The organism is Pseudomonas sp. B611 (assembly GCF_055407965.1).
Map to the genome: position 1 here is coordinate 160,406 of NZ_JBUZST010000006.1, position 20,018 is coordinate 180,423.

Below are 20,018 nucleotides of genomic sequence, written 5' to 3' on the forward strand. Positions count from 1 at the left end.
CGCCATGCGCTCCCTCAATGTCTTGATCCTCGAAGATCACCCATTCCAACTGATGGCCCTGCACCAGATGCTCAATGCCAACGGTGTATTCAATGTAATAACCGCCGAAACCGTAGAGGCCGCCCGGCAGTCGTTGGCGAGCAAGGGGCCGGTGGACATTGCCATTTGCGACCTCTATCTGGAACAGGGCGATGCCCTTGAACTGATTCGCGAATTGGGCGAACTGCGCCAGGCTCAGGTGCTGATCCTGTTAAGCAGTGCTCAACCTGACGTATTGGAAGGGGTCGCCAGCATGGCGCGCCAGGCTGGGCTGAATGTCCTCCGGTGCTTGCCCAAGCCAGCCTCGGCGCAGTTGGTTGGGCAACTGCTGACGGCTTGCCTGCAACATTTGCGTCCGGGGCCGCAGGTCGTGTCCTGGGATAAGGTGCGCCAACTGCTGGGCTTGAATGAGCTGGATGAGTTGCCACCTTCGGTGGATGCCTGTCAGGTGGCCATCGCGCGTTACGCCAGCGCCAGCTTCCAGCCTATCGTTTGCCAGGCAGGCGTATTGCAGGGTGTTGAGGTGCTGGCGCGCTGGTATCTGCCTGACGGGGGAGTGTTACTGCCCCATGAGTTCCTGCCGGTGCTGGAGTTTGCCGGCATGGAGGAGGCGTTTACCTGGCATGTGCTGGAAGAGGCCCTGGGCTTTGTCAGCCAGATCGCGTGGGACACGGGGGAGATCTTGCCGGTGGCGGTGAACATTCCCGGGCGGATGCTCGAACATGCGCATTTTCCCCAGGCGCTGCAGCGCTTGCTGCAACGCCATGCCGTGCCGGCCCATAGCCTCACGCTGGAGTTGGTCGAAACCACGCGATTGAACACCGACAGCGCGCATGTCAGCAGCTTGCTGCGTTTACGGATGATCGGCTGCAAGTTGTCTATCGGAGACTTCGGCGTCGGCGGCACCAGTTTGCAGCGTTTGCTGGAGCTGCCGTTCACGGAGCTGAAAATACCCCCGGCCTTTGCCTGTGGCATGGCCGGTGATGAGCGCAAAGTGGCTGTCGTCGCGGGCGCCATGAGCATGGCCAGCCGCATGGGCATGAACGTGGTGGTGACGGGCATTGAAACCCCTGCCGATCGTGATGCGGTCGCTTTGCTGGGCCCTGCCTGGTTGCAAGGTTGCCTGATTGCAGCGCCGATGGACGCTCAGGCATTGAAAGCGTGGATCGGCAGCCAGGTCAGGCCAACCCATGCTCCTGCACGTAGATAAACAGTGACGCGTCGGTACTGAGCCCGAGCTTGCGCATGGCGCTGACTTTTTGCGCGCTGACGGTCTGCTTGCTGCGATGCAGATGTGCCGCGATTTCGCCCACGGTCAGCCCTCTCGCCAGCAGGCGAATCACCTCCAGCTCGCGGGGCGATAGCTGCTCGTGGGACTGCAATCGATCAGTGCCCAGCGCGCTCAGCGCCTGGCGAATGGTGTGGGCCACATAGCAGCGCTGCTGGCGTACCTGGCGGACGGCTTCAGGCAGTTCATTCGCGAGGCTGGCTTTGCTCAGCAAACCCATGACACCCAGCTCCAGAATGGCGTGAAACAACCCTGCATTGTTGAGCATCGTCACCACGACGATGGGCAGCGTCGGGTGATGGCGGCGCAGTTGGTCGATCAGGCGCAATCCGTCGGCCTGGGGTTCGTCAGGCATCATGAAGTCGGTGATCAACAGGTCGCAGGCGCAGTGTTGCAGCAATTGGGTCAGGGATTGGGGAGAGTTGGCTTCGCCGACAATTTCCAGTTGTTCATCGCGCTCCAGGACCGCCCGCAGACCAATCAGGAAAATCGGATGGTCGTCGGCCAGGATGATGCGCAAGGGTTTTTCAGGTGCGCTTCTCAAGATAGGTTCCCCGGGCAATTCGGGGATTCTAGCCTGTTAACCCTGGGATGGTTGAACGTAGGGTTTTAACGCTGCACAAAAATGCCGCTTTGCCTTCCTTGGGTTAGCGGCGTTTTTTGTTTTTGGCAGGCCCGGGCGGCGCGAATGAGCTATGCGAGTATTTTTACTGCCAGGGCCACAACACTGGTGAAAACTGTAAACATAGCCATGACGACACCCAAGGGATACCAGAAATTTTCACGGGTTATCTTGTGTGCTTCGGCGTTGAGTTTGCGTTGCTCCGCATAGATGCGTGATATGTCAGCATGAATCTTCTCTAATGCTGCCTGCTCTTTGTCGTGTTCCAACATCGTCTTCATCCTTCGCAATAAGGGCCTTTTGACATGCGCTTTCATCTGCGTAGCCGCGTCTCCAGCGCTCACCGAGTATAGGATTCACCTCTGATCCGAGCCGTCGGCAACCCGCAAAACAGTCGCCCATTGCGTAAGCGTTTATGTGCGCCGTTTTTTGCTTGTCATGTTGCAAGCGCATGCTGGAATCCGTCACCCCTAACGGCCCCATAAAGACGATAAAGCGAACTTTCCTACGTCACAAACAGTCACTTAGGATAGATGCAGCTCCCGTTGAACCGATTGTTCCTGAACTATTGAGTGGTGATCGAGATGGAAAGTATCAGCCTATTGCTCGAAGAAGCACTGAGCCCTTATCAGGTTACGCTGACCACCTCCGGTGTGCAGGACGAGTGCCTGGTCACCGTGAAGAACCCTGCTGGCGCCATCGTGGTCGAGCGAGAAGTGGACCGCGCGCAGTTGATGGATAAACGCGTGCTGGTGGATGTGGTGGATTGCCTGCTGCGTGACATCAAGATTGCCGAAGGGCGTCTGGAACCCTCGGTCATTGCGGCGTTGCGCAACGCTGCCCAGACCCGCAGCGCCGCCGCTGCATGAAGAATTGTTTAATCATGGAAACTTCCTACAGCATGGCCGGTCAGATTTTGTAACAGCAAGAGCAAACATTGTGCTCCGGTGTTTGTGCCTTGTTGTACTGGTCTTTGTAGGCCACGTTTAACCCCGAAGTGTCTCCCCACTCTTCGGGGTTTCTTTTTGCCTGAGATTTGTCAGGGTTGCGGCGAATCCTGGAAGAAGCTTGGGTTATCCCGCAGATAATGCTCGCGCATCACCGGGTCCAGCCATGAAGCGTAGGACTGCTGCACCTGTTCCAGTGGGATGTCCAGCAGCACCTGATTGATGCGCTGAATGACCTGACGCCCCCGAGGGGTATCCGAGCAACCGATATGGATGCGTTGGTAGGGCGCAGAGCCTTTGATCGGATAAAAGCTCAGGTCCGCAGCCGGGATGCCCTGTTGCATGGCGTGATAGCGGATTTCCGGCCAATAACCCAACACCGCCTCCAGTCGCCCCAGGCGTTGCATTTGCAGCAGGCTGCCCAGGGCATCGTTGCCGTAATGAAGGGCGAGCTTATGCGCATCGGCCTGCTTGAGTTGTTGATCGACGACCGGCCCGTAGCTGCGTTCGGCGATGGCGCCCGCCCGTGCTTTAGGGGCGTCGAAAAAGGCTTGCAGGTCAAACTGGCCATCGACGATATAGGGCGCCATCGTGTCCTCCTGGCTATGCCGGATCATGATGCCGTTGCTGGCGACCACAAACGCCTGGCTGGAGAACACAACGTATTTGGCTCGCTCCGCCGTCCACAGCAATGAGGGATCGCAGGTGAGCGTTGTTGGCTCGCGCATCATCTGTATGCCACGCGCGCGATTGACGTGCAGGACCTGATGTTGATAGTCCGGCAGGTGTTCGATGAGGATCGGTAACAGTTGGTCCAGTGCGCCCTGGCCTTTGCGCGGCCCGTCGAAAATGGTCAGCGGTGGCAGGTCGCGCAACAACCAGGTCAACGTCTCGCCGGCGTGGGCCGACTGGTGCCAGCCGCTGAGCATCGAGGCGACAAGGCAGCAGTGCACCCACACGCGTTTGCACCGAAGCACCATCAGATCGCGCCTTCCTCACGCAAACGGGCAATGGCGGCGGCGTCGTAACCCAGGCTGTCCAGCAGCACGCCATTGTGCTCACCCAACTGCGGGCCCACCCACTCGCAGCTGCCCGGGGTGTCCGACAGCTTGGGCACGATGCCGGGCATCTTGAAGTCCTTGCCGCCGGGCAGTTGCGCCTTGAGGAACATTTCCCGGGCGAGAAATTGCGGGTCGCCCAGCATGTCTTCGGCACTGTAGATCCGGCTGGCAGGCACCTCGGCTTTATTCAAGGCCTCGACCACGTGCTCCAGCGGCAATGAACTGACCCAGCGATCAATCACCCCGTACAGCTCGTCACGACGGCTATCGCGCCCGTCATTGCTGGCCAGTGTCGGGTCGTTGGCCAGGTCTTCGCGACCGATGGCGAGCATGAAACGCTTGAAGATCGCATCACCGTTGGCGCCGATCTGCACATGTTTGCCGTCGGCACTGGTGTGGATCGAGGACGGCGTGATGCCGGGCATGATGTTGCCGGTGCGCTCGCGGATAAACCCGAACACGTCGAACTCGGGAATCATGCTTTCCATCATGGCGAAGATGGCTTCATACAACGCCACATCCACCACCTGGCCCAATCCGCCGTTGACCTCGCGATGCCGCAGGGCCATCAACGCGCCGATCACTGCCCACAGCGCGGCAATCGAGTCGCCGATGGAGATCCCGGTGCGCACGGGCGGGCGGTCCTCGAAACCGGTGATATAGCGCAGCCCGCCCATGGATTCGCCCACCGCGCCAAACCCCGGCTGGTCCTTCATCGGCCCGGTCTGGCCGAACCCCGACAGGCGCACCATGACCAGTTTCGGGTTCAGTGCGTGCAGGGTCTCCCAATTCAAGCCGAGCTTTTCCAGCACGCCGGGGCGAAAGTTCTCGATCAGGATGTCGGCATCCGCCAGCAACTGCTTGAGGATGGCCAGGCCGTCCGGGTGCTTGAGGTTCAGCGTCAGCGATTTTTTGTTGCGCGCCTGCACAAACCACCACAGCGAAGTGCCTTCATACAACTTGCGCCATTTGCGCAGCGGGTCGCCGCCGTCCGGGGATTCGACCTTGATCACCTCGGCACCGAACTCGGCGCAGATACGCGAGGCAAACGGGCCGGCGATCAGGGTGCCCAGTTCGATGACTTTCAGGCCGGCAAGTGGTTTGGCATTCAGCGACATGGGGATCCTTACAAGCACGGGACGGTGGTGTGATGCCTTTTAACATAGGCGAGCGGCCCATGGATAAGGATGATGCAGCGCAGTATTCGTTGAATGACCTCGCCATCGGTTAGACTGGCCGCCTTTCCCTGTCTCTAGAAGCCCGTTCATGGCCCAGCCGTCCACGACCTACAAATTCGAACTCAACCTCACCGACCTCGATCGTTCGGTGTACGAGAGCGTCAAACAGACCATCGCCCGCCATCCTTCGGAAACCGAAGAACGCATGACCGTGCGCCTGCTGGCCTACGCCCTCTGGTACAACGAGCAGTTGTCGTTCGGCCGTGGCCTGTCAGATGTAGACGAGCCAGCCCTGTGGGAAAAAAGCCTGGATGATCGGGTTTTGCATTGGATCGAAGTCGGCCAGCCGGATGCAGACCGCCTGACCTGGTGCTCACGCCGTACCGAGCGCACCAGCCTGCTGGCCTACGGCAGCCTGCGCGTGTGGGAAGGCAAGGTGGTGCCGGTGGCGAACAACCTGAAAAACGTGCATATCGCAGCGGTGCCGCAGGAGGTCCTGGAGACCCTGGCCAAGGACATGCCGCGCGTGATCAAGTGGGATGTGATGATCAGCGAAGGCACCATGTTCGTCACCGACGACCGTGGCCAGCACGAAGTGCAGCTGCAATGGCTGGTCGGCGAGCGCGGCTGACCCTGTAGGAACTGGCTTCTGTGGGAGCGGGCTTGCTCGCGAAAGCGGTGTGTCAGTCGGTGCATTTTTAACTGATCGACCGCATTCGCGAGCAAGCCCGCTCCCACACAAGCCAGCTCCCCCATTAGATCTGCATCGTTTCACTATTCCTGTTTAACCGTTGTATCGAAGAGAAGCCTTCCTCACCCCATGCGTATCGATCCCCGCCCGTTGCCCGCCGTCCTGCCGTTTCTCGGTGAATTGCCACCGCTGTTGACCCGTCTCTACGCCGCTCGCGGCGTGCAGTCAGAAGCCGAGCTGGATAAAAGCCTGGCGCGGTTGATTCCCTATCAGCAGCTCAAAGGGATCGACGCGGCCGTGGACTTGCTGGTGACGGCCCTGGAGCAACGCCAGCGCATCCTGATCGTCGGTGACTTCGACGCCGATGGCGCCACCGCCAGCACCGTGGGCACCCTGGGTTTGCGCTTGCTGGGCGCGGCCCATGTGGATTACCTGGTGCCCAACCGCTTCGAGTACGGCTACGGCCTGACCCCGGAAATCGTCGCCGTGGCCTTGCAGCGCGAACCGCAGTTGCTGATCACCGTGGACAACGGCATCTCCAGCGTCGAAGGCGTGGCGGCGGCGAAAGCAGCGGGGCTGCAAGTGTTGGTCACCGACCACCACTTGCCGGGTGATGAATTGCCGGCGGCGGACGCGATCGTCAATCCCAACCAGCCGGGCTGTGGCTTCCCGAGCAAGGCCCTGGCCGGCGTGGGCGTGATCTTCTATGTGCTGATGGCCCTGCGTGCGCGTTTGCGCGACCTGGGCTGGTACGCAAACAAACCGCAGCCGAACATCGGTGACTTGCTCGACCTGGTGGCCCTGGGCAGCGTGGCGGACGTGGTGCCCCTGGACGCCAACAACCGCATCCTCGTGCACCAGGGCCTGGAGCGCATTCGTGCCGGCCGTGCACGGCCGGGGATCAAGGCGATCCTTGAAGTGGCCAAGCGTGACGCGTCGCGTATCACCTCCACCGACCTCGGTTTCATCCTCGGCCCACGGCTCAACGCCGCCGGGCGCCTGGATGACATGAGCCTGGGCATCGAATGCCTGCTCACTACCGACGTCGCCGCAGCGCGGGAAATGGCCGCACAACTGGACGGCATGAACCAGGACCGCAAATCCATCGAGCAAGGTATGCAGCGCGAGGCCCTGGCCCAGCTCAAGGACTTGCCGGTGGAGTCGATGCCGTTCGGCTTGTGCCTGTTCGACCCGGAATGGCACCAGGGTGTGATCGGCATCCTGGCGTCACGCATGAAGGAGCGTTACTTCCGCCCGACCATCGCCTTCGCCGACGCCGGTGATGGCTTGCTCAAGGGCTCAGGGCGCTCTGTGCCGGGCTTTCACATCCGTGACGCGCTGGCGGTGGTGGCGAGCCAGCATCCCGACCTGATCGCCAAATACGGCGGCCACGCGATGGCGGCGGGGCTGACACTGCACGAGGAAAACTTCCCACTGTTTGCCGAAGCCTTTGATGCTGAAGTGCGTCGGCAATTGCGTGAAGAAGACCTCACCGGTCGTCTATTGTCCGACGGTACCCTGGCGGTGGAAGAGTTCCACCTGGAACTGGCCCGCGCCCTGCGTCACGCCGGCCCGTGGGGGCAGCACTTTCCCGAGCCGTTGTTTCACGGGGTATTTCAGTTGGTGGAGCAGCGCGTGGTAGGGGAGCGGCACCTGAAGGTGGTGCTCAAGAGCGAATGCGGATCGGTGAAGCTCGATGGCATTGCGTTTGGCGTGGACCGTGAAGTGTGGCCGAACCCGACCGTGAAGTGGGTGGAGTTGGCCTACAAGCTGGATGTGAATGAGTTTCGGGGTAATGAGACGGTGCAACTGATGATTGCTCACATCGAGCCACGCTAAATCTAACTAACACCGCAAAACCAAATGTGGGAGCGGGCTTGCTCGCGAATACGGAGTGTCAGTCAATGTTGCTGTGACTGATTCACCGCTTTCGCGAGCAAGCCCGCTCCCACATTTTTGATCCGCGTACGGCCTTAAGTTACTCGGCTTTGTCCTTGGCCTGATGCTTCACGATGATATCCACCAACCGCTGCGCCAGCGCCGGGTAGTTCTCGTCAAAGTGATGCCCACCAGGCAGCTTCAACGCTTCACCCACCGCCGTCTTGTCGGTGCAGCCACTCTCGTCGACTTCTTCCGCACCGTAGATGCACACCACCTTCTCAGGTGGCAGCTTGGCCATTTCCGGGCCGGTCGCCGCTTCTTTGCCGGCGTTGCCCAGCCAGCCTTCCACTTCGATTTCAAAGCTGCCGGTACGGGCAAACGCCAGCAAGATGATCGCATCGACCCGCTGCTGTTCGTTTTCCGGCATGCGGTTGTAGATCGCGGGCAGCACGTCGGCGCCGAACGAGTAACCGGTCAGGACGAAACGCTTGGTGCCCCACTTCTGCCGGTAGTGTTGCATCAGTTCGGTGAGGTCCTTGGCGCTTTGCTCCGGGGTCTTGTGCTGCCAGTAGTAGCGCAGGGTGTCGATGCCGACGACCGGGTAGCCGATCTTGGCCATTTCGCCGGCCACGTCGCGGTCCAGGTCGCGCCAACCGCCGTCACCGGAGAGGAACAGCGTCACGGTGTCCTTGGCTTGGCCGGCGGGTACTTCGACCACCGGGATTGCCAGGCCACCGTTGTCCGAACCCACCAGTTGCTTGCGCAGTTCGTTGTTCAGCACTTGCGGGTAGTGAATGTCGTAGTCGCTGATGCTGGTGGTGGCGCGCGGTGTGTCGCGTACGAAACTGGCGCTTTCATCGTCAGGGTTGTCGTTCCACGCCACCAGCCAGTTGCCATGGGCCGAGGTTTTCGGCAGCGGGTCCTTGCAGCCTTCCTGCACCAGGGCGAAACCGACGGAGATGGCATTGGCCTTGTCGTCGTTCTGGGTGGCCAGCCAGCGCCAGGCAAGGCCTGCGCCAGGGCCGATGCCGCTGACCAGCGTTGCCGGGCCCTTGAGCTGAGCCAGGGCGCTTTGCAGCGCTTGTTCCTGCAGCTTGCAGTCATCCTTTGGCAACACGACTTGAACGATTTGTGCCTTGCCGCCCTGGCTCAGGGCGATCAGTTGGCTGTCGGTCAGGGTTTCGTCGGCCATCACGGCCACCGCGACGCGGGCCTTGGGCGTGCCGTTCGGGGTGACGAGCGTCATCACCGAGCCATCGGCCTGGGGCAACTGCGCCAGGGTCGGCTGCGGGGCAGGGCGGTTCCAGTACCCAAAGCCACCCCCTGCGATCAGGGCGAGCAGCACTACAGCGACCAATACATACCGCCAGGAACGTCGAATCATCAGCGTTTCACCAATCCAGTCAAGCCGCCCGCGATCAGGGCGGCGGTATCGGCCAGTGCCACCAGCGGATCAAGTCCTGCGGGCACGGCCATGTAACGGGGTTCCCAGTCAGGCTGGAACTTGTCTTTGAAGCGGCGCAAACCTTGGAAGTTATACAGTTGCTCGCCACGGCGGAACACCATCGAGCCCAGGCGTTGGGTCAGTGGGGCGCCGCGTCGTGGTTGCAGGCCCGACAACGGCACCATGCCGAGGCTGAAGCGGGCGTAGCCATGACTCTTATAGTGTTGAATCAGGCCGACCATCATGAACTCCATGGTCAGCTTGGGCGCGTCCGGGTGCGCACGCATCAGGTCGAGGCTGGCCAGGTCGTGGTTGTAAGTCTCGAGCAGGTTGGCGAAGGCCACCGGGCGCCCTTCGAAGCGAATGATCGCGATGCGAAAGTGCTTGAGGTAGTCGTCGCTGAATCGTCCCAGGGAAAAGCCTTTTTCCCGCACGTTCTTGCCGGTCAGCCAGGCGTCGGAGATGACTTTGAGTTCATCCATCGGCGCCGTGCCCGGTTCATGGATCTCCAGGGACAGACCGTCCCGGGTGCCACGGTTCCAGGTGTAGCGCAGATCCTTCATCTCTTTGCCCTTGGCTTCCAGGTCAAAGCGTTTCAGGTCGACGCGGGCTTCTTCGCCCAGCTTGATCGCCGTGAGGCCGATGTCCATGTAGTACGGCAGGTTTTCCGCCCGCACCTGGTAGAACACCGGGCGCGCATGGTGGATGTCGCACAGGTCGCGGAACTGCCAGATCATCTCGGCGCGCGGCTGGGTCGGGCCGATCGGGTCGTACAAGGCTACCAGGCTGCGGCCGCGACGGGCGTACATGAGGAAAGCTTCATCATTGGGATGGAACAGCAGCGCTTTGTCGCCGGTCAGCGCCAGGCCGCCGTCGGGCTGGGACGAGGCCATCAGGATCTTGCTGGCGCGCTCCAGTTCTTCCGGGGTCGGCAGGTGGATGATCGGGCGTGCGGTGCGCAGCAGCCAGGTCAGTGACACGATCACCAGCAGCACGGCAGCACCCAGCAACGAGCGCAGGCCGCGCGGGGCATTGGCGTCGAGGGTGAACTGCCACCACAGTTGGTGGCTGTAGGGCACGTCTTGATAGGCGAACAGCAGCAGCCAGATCGATGCGCCGAGCACGCAGACGCTGGCCACCAGGTACAGCGGCGAGAATGGCAGTTCGGTCAGGCGGCTGGCGCGGTAGAACGAGCGGCGGAAGATCGCCAGCAGGATCGCGGTCATGGTCATCAGACTGGCTTCTTCCCAGTCGAAACCCTTGAGCAGCGACAGCAGCGCGCCCACCAGCAGCAACACCATGGTCAGCATCCAGGCCGCCGACAAGCGTCGGCGCAAACCCTGGGCCAGCAACAGGCACAACACACCGATCAGGCTGGCGCCGAAGTGCGAGGCGTCAATCAGGCGGTGGGGAATCAGGAAGCCGATGTTTTCCAGGCGTGAGTCGATTTCTGGCGTGGCGCCGGAAAACAGCAGGACCACGCCGGACAAAAAAACCAGTACGGCCAACACCGGTGCCGCCAGGCCAGAGGCCACCCGCAGGCTTTGCTGAGTCTGGAACAGGCGCTGGGCTTCATTGACCAGCAGAAACACGCAGGCGATCAGCAATGGCAGCACCACATAGATCATGCGGTACAGCAGCAGGGCGGCGGCCAGTGGTGCGGCACCGAGTTTGTCGGCGAAGGCAGCGAGCAGGATGGCTTCGAAGACACCCACACCGCCCGGCACATGGCTGAGCACGCCGGCCGCCAGGGCCAGCAGGTATACCAGCAGGAATGGGCCGAAGGGTGGCGCTTCCGGCAACAACATATAAAGGACGGTGGCGGCAGCGGCGACGTCGAGTGCGGTGATGACCAGTTGCAGGAAGGTCAGGCGGGCGCCGGGCAGGCGCAGGGTGCGACGGCCGATCTTGACCAGCAGGTTATCGGCGAAGGGTTGCTCCGGTAAGCGACGGCGATAGATGCCGATGCACAATGCCACTGACAGCAGCAGCACCGCGCCGGCGACGCCGCCGAGCAAACCTTGCGACAAATTCAGCGCGGTGGCTGCGGCGGGCAGGTTGCTCAAGGTGGCGAGCGCTGCGAGAGGGGGCAGGGCGCAACCGAGCGCCAGGCTGGCGAACACGGTCATGCGGGCGACTTCCGAAGCGCCGATACCGTGGCGCGCATAGAGTCTGTATCGCACCGAACCGCCTGACAGCATCGACAGGCCTATCGCGTTGCCGATGGCAAAGGCTGTGAAACCGCCGTGGGCCAGGGTCTTGGCCGGCAACTTCACCCCGGCATAGCGCGCACCGGAAAACTCATAGCCCAACAGAATGACGAAACCTGCGACCGCTGCGGCAAACGCACCCAGCAGGGCAGGCTTGGGTACTTCCAGGATCGAGTCATGCAGTGCGTAGAGGTCCAGCTCCAGCAACAAGTGCCGGCAGGCGATCAGGGCGATTGCGAAGAGCAACAAGGTGACAGCCAAGCCGATGGGCTGGCGGTATTTGCTCAACAGATCCAGCCAGCGTAAACGGGCGGGAGCGATCGGTTGTTCTGCTGTGACGGTGTCTAGTGGTTCAGACGAGTTGGCGCGCATCAATCACCTCGTGGATTGTGCGCGACAGGATGGAGGTATCCAGCCAAGTTACCAATCCCTATGGACAAAATAATTACAAATATTAACGCGGATCGCCGGGGGCGGCGACTGCGGCCATTGGTCGTAGAGGGCAGCGCTTGAGCATTGAGCATAGCTTGCAATGAGATGGACTCTACAAACCGTCTACGGTTTCATGAAAGATGCCATGCCATTGTTTCAGAAGGACTTTTTCACCGGATACAAAAAAGGCCACTCTTTCGAGTAGCCTTTTTTGATGTTTGGTTGCGGGAGCCGGATTTGAACCGACGACCTTCGGGTTATGAGCCCGACGAGCTACCAGACTGCTCCATCCCGCGTCTGTGGGCGGCATTCTACAGCCAAGCGGCGGGGTGTCAACCGTTAATAGATGTATCGGTCAAATAAGTATGAATTAGCCGTTGAATGACCGCCTGCGAACGGTAAGTGCGCGATAGGCAAAGATTTTTGTCCGACAATCAAAAACAGACACGCACAAAAAAGGCCACTCGTTCCCACGCTCTGCGTGGGAATGCTTCCTGTGACGCTCTGCGTCACGATTGCGCATGGCGGGACGCGGAGCGTCCTAAGAGGCGTTCCCACGCTGAGCGTGGGAACGATCAAACAAGCGCGCACAAAAAAGGCCACTCTTTCGAGTAGCCTTTTTTGATGTTTGGTTGCGGGAGCCGGATTTGAACCGACGACCTTCGGGTTATGAGCCCGACGAGCTACCAGACTGCTCCATCCCGCGTCTGTGTGTCGGCATTCTACAGAGGAACGCTGGGGTGTCAACCGCTTATTCGAAGAAAAGCGCTTGTGGTTCAATCGGTTAGCGCTATAAGACACTTGTGTGAACGGCTCTGGCCCAGTCTGGCCAAGGGTTTCAGCTCTATTGGGGCGCTCGATTCGATTGAGAAAATAAATTCATCCGTGAGTTTTCCTACCGCTCAAGCCGAAGATTCAAACTACTGGTGCTATATACAGGGGTGGATGCGATACTGGCCATCCGTTGAATCAACCTTCTGTTTATATGACGCAGCGCAAAATCATCCACGTCGACTGTGACTGTTTCTACGCCGCCATTGAGATGCGCGACGACCCGAGCCTGGCGCAAAAGCCGCTGGCGGTGGGTGGCTCGGCTGACCGGCGCGGAGTGATCGCCACCTGCAACTACGAAGCGCGGGCGTATGGGGTGCGTTCGGCCATGTCTTCACGCCACGCCTTGAAGCTGTGCCCGGACCTGACCATCGTCAAGCCGCGCATGGATGCCTATAAGGAAGCGTCCAAGGAAATCCACACGATCTTTCGCGACTACACCGACCTGATCGAGCCGTTGTCGCTGGATGAAGCCTACCTGGATGTGTCCGACTGCCCGCACTTCGGCGGCAGCGCCACGCGCATTGCCCAGGATATCCGGCGCCGGGTTTCCAATCAGTTGCACATCACCGTCTCCGCTGGCGTGGCGCCGAACAAGTTCCTCGCCAAGATCGCCAGTGACTGGAAGAAACCCAACGGTCTGTTCGTGATTACCCCGGACCAGGTCGAAGACTTTGTGTCCCAATTGCCGGTGAACAAATTGCACGGCGTGGGCAAAGTCACGGCGGATAAACTGGCGCGCCTGGGTATTGAAGACTGCTTGCAGTTGCGCGAATGGAACAAGCTGGCGCTGGTGCGCGAATTTGGCAGTTTTGGTGAGCGGCTTTGGAGCCTGGCGCGTGGGATTGATGACCGGGTGGTGCACAACGACAGTCGCCGGCAATCCATCAGTGTGGAAAATACCTACGATGTGGATCTGCCGGATCTTTCAAGCTGTCTGGCGAAGCTTCCCGAGCTGATGGAAACCCTGGCTGGGCGGATGTCACGTATCGACAGCAGCTACCGTGCGGGCAAGCCGTTCGTTAAGGTGAAGTTTCATGATTTTACCCAGACGACCCTGGAGCAGGCGGGGGCAGGGCGGGATCTGGAGAGTTATCAACAGCTGCTGACGCAGGCGTTTAATCGGGGTGGGAAGCCGGTGCGGTTGTTGGGTATTGGGGTGAGGCTGCTGGATCTAAGTAGCGGTAACGAGCAGCTCGAATTTTCCTGGTAGAACACCGGTCAAAAACTGTGGGAGCTGGCTTGCCTGCGATAGCGGTGTATCAGCCACTGTATATGCAAGCTGGTTCACCGCAATCGCAGGCAAGCCAGCTCCCACATTTGGATTTGCTGCGTTTGTAAATTATTAGCGAGCGCCAGGATCGGCGACAAGTCGCCCCGCATCCTTGGTCAGTGCCTGCAAAAACTCCTGCTGCAACTCAGGATCATTGCGGGTCAACTCGATCAGACTTTGCTCAAGCTCGCTGGCTTCCTCTTCCAAACCCAACTCCGACAAGCGCTTGACCCGGTGCACCCACTGGTTCACCTCGTCATCTTCCAGGTCGTCGTAGATCAGGCCATGGGCTTCCAGCAGCTTGCCGCGCAATGTGCTGCTGATCGCCAGGGTCGAATCCGAATGCACGTCGTCCTGGCCATCTGCCACGCTGATTTTCAGGGTGGTGATGCGGTTCAGGTCCTGCTCGGCAAAGGGGCTGTCCAACAGGTTCAGGCGCAGGACGCCGTTGCGGTCGGTGCTCAGCTCATGGGTTTGCTTGCCGGCGGTGACTTGTACCGGGCGCTCGCTCCAGGGCAGGCTCGAATACTCCACGCGCTTGTCGCGCTGGACTTCATCGATACCCGCCAGATTCTGTTGCGCGCGGCCATGGGACTGCACGTTCATGAACGGGTTGAGGCCGTCTACGCCATAGGTCAACCAGTCACGGGTAACGCTGGTCGGCAGGTTGCCAAGGGCGAAGATATTCACCACGTTGGCGCCCGCGCCGGCCACCAGGGCTACGGCACCCAAAGGCATCTCATAGAGTTTGCGCCAGGGCTGGTAGGGGGTGTAGCGGTCGTAACGACGGGTGACTTCGAACTCGGTGACCTCAAAGGTCTTCTGCTCGTGAATGCGCACCCGGCGTTGCGGCAGCTCCAGCACTTTAGGTTCGCCTACATCGATCTGCAGGCTGTGGTCGAGCAACTTACGCTCGACCCGCTCCTCGTGCTCACTGCGTTGCGACATCTGGTTGGCGCAGCCGCTGACCAGCAGGGCGCCGCACAAGGCGGCGCCCCCCAGGGCTCTGGTGTTTCGCTTGAACATGACTTCTCTTGATCTGGTTTTCAGCGACGAATACGCGCCTGAAGGAAAGACAGCACGTCAGCCACCGGCAACGGTTGGGCTTCGGCTTCGGTCCGGCTCTTGTATTCCAGATTGCCATCGGCCAGGCCGCGGTCACTGACCACGATCCGGTGCGGGATGCCAATCAGTTCCATGTCGGCGAACTTGATGCCCGGGCTGGTTTTCTTGTCCCGGTCATCCAGCAGCACTTCAAAACCGGCGGCCGTCAGTTCGGCATACAGCTTGTCGGTGGCTTCGCGTACTTGCTCGGTTTCGTAGCGCAGGGGCACCAGGGCGATCTGGAACGGCGCCAGGGTGTCGCTCCAGATGATGCCGTTTTCGTCGTTGTTCTGCTCGATGGCAGCGGCAACCACGCGGGACACGCCAATGCCGTAGCAACCCATTTCGAGGATCACCGGCTTGCCGTTTTCGCCCAGCACTTTGCAGTTCATCGCCTGGCTGTACTTGTTGCCCAACTGGAAGATGTGCCCGACTTCGATGCCGCGCTTGATTTCCAGGGTGCCCTTGCCGTCCGGGCTTGGGTCGCCAGCGACGACGTTACGCAGGTCGGCTACGGTCGGAACCGGCAGGTCACGCTCCCAGTTCACGCCGAAGTAGTGCTTGTCGTCGATGTTCGCGCCGATGCCGAAGTCGCTCATCAGCTCGACCGAACGGTCGATGATGATCGGCAGCGGCAGGTTCAGCGGGCCGAGGGAACCGGCGCCGGCGCCAATGGCGTCGCGCAGTTCGGCATCGGTGGCCATGACCAGCGGGCTGGCCACGCCAGGTTGCTGGGCGGCTTTGATTTCGTTGAGCTCGTGGTCGCCACGAATCACCAGGGCGATCAGCTTGCCTTCTTCCTCGGCGCGCACGATCAGGGTCTTGATGGTCTTTTCAATCGGCAGATTGAATTTTTCCACCAGGGCCGCGATGGTCTTGGTCTCCGGGGTGTCTACCAGGCGCAGCTCTTCGGCGGGTGCGGCGCGGGACGTTTCCCGTGGCACGGCTTCGGCTTTTTCGATGTTCGCCGCGTAGTCGGAGCCGTTGCTGAACACGATATCGTCTTCGCCGGATTCGGCCAGTACGTGGAACTCGTGGGAGCCGGCGCCGCCGATGGAACCGTTGTCCGCTTCAACCGGGCGGAATTTCAGGCCCAGGCGCGTGAACACGTTGCAGTAGGCGGTGTGCATGCGGTCGTAAGTGACCTGCAGGGACGCCTGGTCAGCGTGGAACGAATAGGCGTCCTTCATGATGAATTCGCGGCCGCGCATCAAGCCGAAGCGTGGGCGGATTTCGTCACGGAACTTGGTCTGGATCTGATACAGGTTCAGCGGCAGCTGCTTGTAGCTGCTCAGCTCATTGCGCATCAGGTCGGTGATCACTTCTTCGTGGGTCGGGCCGGCGCAGAAATCGCGGCCATGACGATCCTTGAAGCGCAGCAATTCCGGGCCGTACTCTTCCCAGCGCCCGGATTCCTGCCACAGTTCAGCCGGTTGGGTGCTCGGCATCAACACTTCCAGAGAGCCGGCGGCGTTCATTTCTTCGCGAACGATGGCTTCGACCTTGCGCATCACCTTCAAGCCCATGGGCAGCCAGGTGTACAGGCCGGAGGCCAGTTTGCGGATCATACCGGCGCGCAGCATCAGCTGATGGCTGATCACAACCGCGTCGGAAGGCGTTTCTTTCTGTGTGGCGAGCAAATATTGACTGGTACGCATGGTAGGCCGTTGTCGGTTGCTTGGACTTGAAATGACTTGGGATTGTACGGGCGTGGGCAGCCGGAGTACAGGTATCAGAATGCAGAGGGGTCTGTGGGAGCGGGCTTGCTGTGGCGAGGGAGCTTGCTCCCGCTCGGCTGCGCAGCAGTCGCCGGCTTTTTGGGGGCGCTTCGCACCCCAGCGGGAGCAAGCTCCCTCGCCACAAAAGCAGGTCGGTTAGTCTTCTACTGGCGGATTCAACCGCGCCCGCCGGTTTTCCTGGAACCAATGCAACGCAATCAGAAACAACGTCGGCACACCCAGCAGGCAGGTGATCAGGAAGAAGTTGTGATAACCGAACTTCTCCACCATCACCCCCGAATACCCGCCGATCAGGCGTGGCAGCAGCAGCATGATCGAGCTGAGCAGGGCGTATTGGGTGGCGGAGAACTTCAGGTTGGTCAGGCTCGACAAGTAGGCGACGAACGCCGAGGTCGCCATGCCCGAGCTGAAGTTATCCAGGGAAATGGTGAAAATCAGCATCTGCAGGTCCGGGCCCATATCGGCCAGCGCGACGAACAGCAGGTTGGTGCCGGCCGAGAACACGCCGCCTATAAACAGGATCGGCAAGATACCGAACCGCACAATCAGCAGGCCGCCCATGCCAGCGCCGAGCAGGGTCATGATCAGGCCGAAGATCTTGCTGACCCCGGCGATCTGGTCCTTGGTAAAGCCCTGGTCGATGTAGAACACGTTGGCCATTACGCCCATCACCGTGTCGGACATGCGGTAAGTGGCAATCAGCCCAAGCAGCAGCAGCGCCTGCCAACGGTAACGCAGGATGAAATCGTTGACCGGCGTCAGCACCGGCGCCAGGCCGCGACGGCCCATGGCCGACAGGCACAGCGCGGTGAGGGTGATATAGAGGATGGCCCGCAGGAACGCGCGGTCGTCCATCAACAGGTCCCACAGGCTCATGCCGTGGAACAGCACGCTCTCGAAATCGGTGTTGTACAGCTGGGTGAACATCGCCGGCACCGACACCAGCAGCACAATCAGCACAAACACCGAGACCAATTGGTGCACAAAACTGTAGCGCCCGGCCTGCAACTGGGTGCGCAGTGGCACATTGGGTTCGCGCATGAACAGGGTGGTCAGCAGCGCCGGCACCATCAGTACGCCGAACAGCACATAGGTGCCGAGCCACGCCGAGTGTTGGTAGTTGAAACCGGTAGAGCCGAAACCTTCGGCAAAGAACAGCGCACCGGCCGTGGCCAGCAGGGCGGCGATGCGGTAGCCGGACATATAGCTGGCCGCCAGGGCTGCCTGGCGGCTGTCGTCGGCAATTTCCAGGCGGTAGGCGTCCACCGCAATATCCTGGGTGGCAGACGCGAAGGCCACGACCACGGCGATGGCTATCAGCCAGGACAGGTGTTTCTGCGGATCGCAGAAACCCATGCCGATCAATCCGAGAATCACCAGCGACTGGGCAAGCACCAGCCAGGAACGACGCCGCCCGAGTTTGCCGAGGATTGGCAGGCGCCACTGATCCAGCAGCGGCGACCAGACCCATTTGAAGGCGTACGCCAAACCGATCAGGCTCGCATAGCCGATGGTCTCGCGGGCCACACCGGCCTCACGCAGCCACACCGAAAGCGTCGAGAACACCAACATGTAAGGCAAGCCGGCGGCAAAGCCGAGCAACAACAGGACTAATGTCGAGGGGCTGGCATAGGCGGCGAGCGCGGCGCGCCAGGTTTTACGGGGCATGGGCTGGAGTCTGCCTCAGGATTGCGAAAACAAAGCGCGCACTCTAACCGCTGTGCTCTACCGGGCGCCAGCCATGACGCTGAATATCCACGCGATTGTTCAGGATACTGACGCCTTCGCTGCGTAAACGCGCACGTTGTTCGTCGCCTGAGGCACTACCCACCGGCAGACTTATCCGACCACCGGCAGCCAGCACCCGGTGCCAGGGCAACCGCGTGTCTTGCGGCAACTGGCTCAACGTGCGCCCGACCCAGCGTGCCGCGCGGCCCAGTCCGGCTAGCTGTGCCAGCTCGCCGTAACTCACCACGCAGCCTTCGGGCACCTGGGTCAGCGTCAGGTACAGCGCCGTACGGCGCATTTCGGCGGGGCTTTGTGGGGTGTCGGCGGGTTGATTCACTGTGGGTGCATCCGTTGAGAACTTCAGCCTGATTGTAAGAAACGTCTGTAAACATGCCGATGAGAATTGAACTCAATTTTAATCCTTGAGTCAGTCCTAGCTATCTAACACGATAACGCGCCCTTTTCGCCAATCCTGAGCCCCGAATCCGCTTATGTTGTCCAGAACCCTGCTGTGCCTTGCTGTTTTCAGCGCCTCCACGCCCTTGCTGGCTGACACCGTCTGGTTGAAGAACGGTGACCGCCTGAGCGGCAAGATCAAAGTCTTCGACGGTGGCAAGCTGCTGATTCAGACCGACTACGCAGGGGCCATCCCGATTGACTGGAAACAGGTGAAAACCCTGGAGAGCGACCAGGAGTTGCTGGTCAAGCAGGACGCCTACACCGGCGAGAAGGCCAAGTCGTTGAAAGCGGCGGATGACGGCAAGGTGGTGCTGGCCAATGGCGAGGCACCGAAAACCGTCGACCTGGCCAGCATCCAGCAGATCATCAAGCCCAAGCCGGTGATCGAAGACCTGGTGTGGAAGGGCAATGTCGATCTGGCGCTGGACTACAAGCGTGCGGAAAAAGACACCAACGACTACGACATCGACTTCAAGACCACCGCGCGTCATGGCCTGTGGCGCCACACCGGGCAGGGCGAGTACAACCGCGAGTTCCAGGATGACGTGACCACTACCGACAACTGGGCGCTGGAATATGACCTGGACCGGTTTATCACCGAGCACTGGTTCTGGCAGGGCCGTCTGACCTACAAGCGCGACAAGGTTGAAGACCTGTCCCGCCAGCGCACCGTCGGTACCGGCCCGGGCTACCAGTTCTGGGATGATGAACTGGGCGCGTTCTCCCTCGGTTCCCTGGTCAACCGCACCGATTACGAGTATTCCGAGGGTGGCAAAGACCATTTCTACTCGTTGGCCATGAAGTGGAACTACAACCGCTACCTGGTGGGCAAGACCGTTGAGTTCTTCACCACAGGGGAATTGGGCAAACCGGTCGATGGGCCGATCGACTACTCCCTGGATGCGGAAATGGGCCTGCGCTACAAAGTCACCGAATGGGCGTCCCTCAACCTCAAGGCCGAGCGCGACATCATCAGTGGCGATTCCGACAGCAGCTTGAGCAAGACCCGCTACACCGCTGGTTTTGGCGTGGCCTGGTAACACGGTCGAACAAAACCTGCTTGGCAACCTCTGCGGATATTGATTACCTTG

General features: G+C 60.5%; 16 protein-coding genes and 2 tRNA genes. 6 read left to right on the forward strand and 12 right to left on the reverse strand.

Features of this window, described 5'->3' with window-relative positions; translation table 11 throughout:
- Window positions 1–4 precede the first annotated feature (4 nt).
- Window positions 5–1,249, forward strand: a complete 1,245-nt coding sequence (locus tag ACZRMO_RS15550; protein ID WP_463973387.1) for an EAL domain-containing response regulator — start codon at window positions 5–7, stop codon at window positions 1,247–1,249.
- Here the strand turns inward: ACZRMO_RS15550 and ACZRMO_RS15555 are convergent.
- Window positions 1,218–1,871, reverse strand: coding sequence for a response regulator (locus ACZRMO_RS15555; RefSeq protein WP_124525019.1), 654 nt, complete (start codon window positions 1,869–1,871; stop codon window positions 1,218–1,220). The two genes, ACZRMO_RS15550 and ACZRMO_RS15555, sit on opposite strands and share 32 nt — an antisense overlap.
- Window positions 1,872–2,020: 149 nt before the next feature.
- On the reverse strand, window positions 2,021–2,221 hold the full coding sequence (locus ACZRMO_RS15560) for a hypothetical protein (protein WP_124525018.1): 201 nt from the start codon (window positions 2,219–2,221) through the stop codon (window positions 2,021–2,023).
- A 312-nt stretch (window positions 2,222–2,533) separates the two neighbouring features.
- Between ACZRMO_RS15560 and ACZRMO_RS15565 the strand changes: the two genes are divergently transcribed.
- A complete protein-coding gene (locus tag ACZRMO_RS15565; protein ID WP_463973388.1) occupies window positions 2,534–2,818 on the forward strand; it encodes a DUF3509 domain-containing protein in 285 nt (94 codons plus the stop codon).
- 170 nt (window positions 2,819–2,988) lie between these two features.
- Here the strand turns inward: ACZRMO_RS15565 and ACZRMO_RS15570 are convergent, their stop codons facing one another.
- Both ACZRMO_RS15570 and ACZRMO_RS15575 read right to left on the reverse strand, forming a co-directional pair.
- Window positions 2,989–3,876, reverse strand: coding sequence for a TIGR02285 family protein (locus ACZRMO_RS15570; RefSeq protein WP_463973389.1), 888 nt, complete (start codon window positions 3,874–3,876; stop codon window positions 2,989–2,991).
- Window positions 3,876–5,075: a CaiB/BaiF CoA transferase family protein gene (locus tag ACZRMO_RS15575; protein WP_463973390.1), complete on the reverse strand. Its 1,200-nt coding sequence runs from the start codon at window positions 5,073–5,075 to the stop codon at window positions 3,876–3,878. The genes ACZRMO_RS15570 and ACZRMO_RS15575 overlap by 1 nt, the downstream gene beginning before the upstream one ends.
- 148 nt (window positions 5,076–5,223) lie before the next feature.
- Between ACZRMO_RS15575 and ACZRMO_RS15580 the strand changes: the two genes are divergently transcribed.
- Together ACZRMO_RS15580 and recJ are read left to right on the forward strand one after the other, a co-directional pair.
- A complete protein-coding gene (locus tag ACZRMO_RS15580) occupies window positions 5,224–5,766 on the forward strand; it encodes a YaeQ family protein (RefSeq protein WP_016977727.1) in 543 nt (180 codons plus the stop codon).
- A gap of 189 nt (window positions 5,767–5,955) precedes the next feature.
- Entirely contained in the window at window positions 5,956–7,665 is a 1,710-nt protein-coding gene (recJ, locus tag ACZRMO_RS15585; protein ID WP_463973391.1) for a single-stranded-DNA-specific exonuclease RecJ, read from the forward strand.
- A gap of 139 nt (window positions 7,666–7,804) precedes the next feature.
- On the opposite strand, the gene ACZRMO_RS15590 is transcribed toward recJ, so the two are convergent.
- The 4 genes from ACZRMO_RS15590 to ACZRMO_RS15605 form a co-directional block, all read right to left on the reverse strand.
- Complete coding sequence (locus ACZRMO_RS15590) at window positions 7,805–9,091, reverse strand: virulence factor family protein (protein ID WP_463973392.1); 1,287 nt, start codon at window positions 9,089–9,091, stop codon at window positions 7,805–7,807.
- Window positions 9,091–11,733: a bifunctional lysylphosphatidylglycerol flippase/synthetase MprF gene (gene mprF / locus ACZRMO_RS15595; RefSeq protein WP_463973393.1), complete on the reverse strand. Its 2,643-nt coding sequence runs from the start codon at window positions 11,731–11,733 to the stop codon at window positions 9,091–9,093. Before mprF ends, ACZRMO_RS15590 begins: the two co-directional genes overlap by 1 nt.
- A 279-nt stretch (window positions 11,734–12,012) precedes the next feature.
- A tRNA-Met gene (locus ACZRMO_RS15600) sits at window positions 12,013–12,089 on the reverse strand.
- 333 nt (window positions 12,090–12,422) lie between these two features.
- Window positions 12,423–12,499: transfer RNA gene (locus ACZRMO_RS15605), tRNA-Met, on the reverse strand.
- A 279-nt stretch (window positions 12,500–12,778) separates the two neighbouring features.
- On the opposite strand from ACZRMO_RS15605, the gene dinB reads away from it, so the two are divergent.
- Entirely contained in the window at window positions 12,779–13,837 is a 1,059-nt protein-coding gene (gene dinB, locus ACZRMO_RS15610; RefSeq protein ID WP_463973394.1) for a DNA polymerase IV, read from the forward strand.
- 132 nt (window positions 13,838–13,969) lie between these two features.
- Here the strand turns inward: dinB and ACZRMO_RS15615 are convergent, their stop codons facing one another.
- The 4 genes from ACZRMO_RS15615 to ACZRMO_RS15630 form a co-directional block, all read right to left on the reverse strand.
- Window positions 13,970–14,923 (reverse strand): hypothetical protein, encoded by a 954-nt coding sequence (locus ACZRMO_RS15615; RefSeq protein WP_463973395.1) that lies wholly within the window; start codon window positions 14,921–14,923, stop codon window positions 13,970–13,972.
- Window positions 14,924–14,943: 20 nt separating this feature from the next.
- Entirely contained in the window at window positions 14,944–16,659 is a 1,716-nt protein-coding gene (locus tag ACZRMO_RS15620; RefSeq protein ID WP_463973396.1) for a proline--tRNA ligase, read from the reverse strand.
- 216 nt (window positions 16,660–16,875) lie between these two features.
- Entirely contained in the window at window positions 16,876–18,408 is a 1,533-nt protein-coding gene (locus ACZRMO_RS15625) for an AmpG family muropeptide MFS transporter (protein WP_463973397.1), read from the reverse strand.
- Window positions 18,409–18,451: 43 nt separating this feature from the next.
- Window positions 18,452–18,766, reverse strand: a complete 315-nt coding sequence (locus ACZRMO_RS15630) for an MGMT family protein (RefSeq protein ID WP_463973537.1) — start codon at window positions 18,764–18,766, stop codon at window positions 18,452–18,454.
- Between the two features lie 193 nt (window positions 18,767–18,959).
- Here ACZRMO_RS15630 and ACZRMO_RS15635 point away from each other — a divergent pair, with 193 nt between their 5' ends.
- Window positions 18,960–19,967, forward strand: a complete 1,008-nt coding sequence (locus tag ACZRMO_RS15635) for a DUF481 domain-containing protein (protein WP_124525006.1) — start codon at window positions 18,960–18,962, stop codon at window positions 19,965–19,967.
- The last annotated feature ends 51 nt before the right edge of the window (window positions 19,968–20,018 follow it).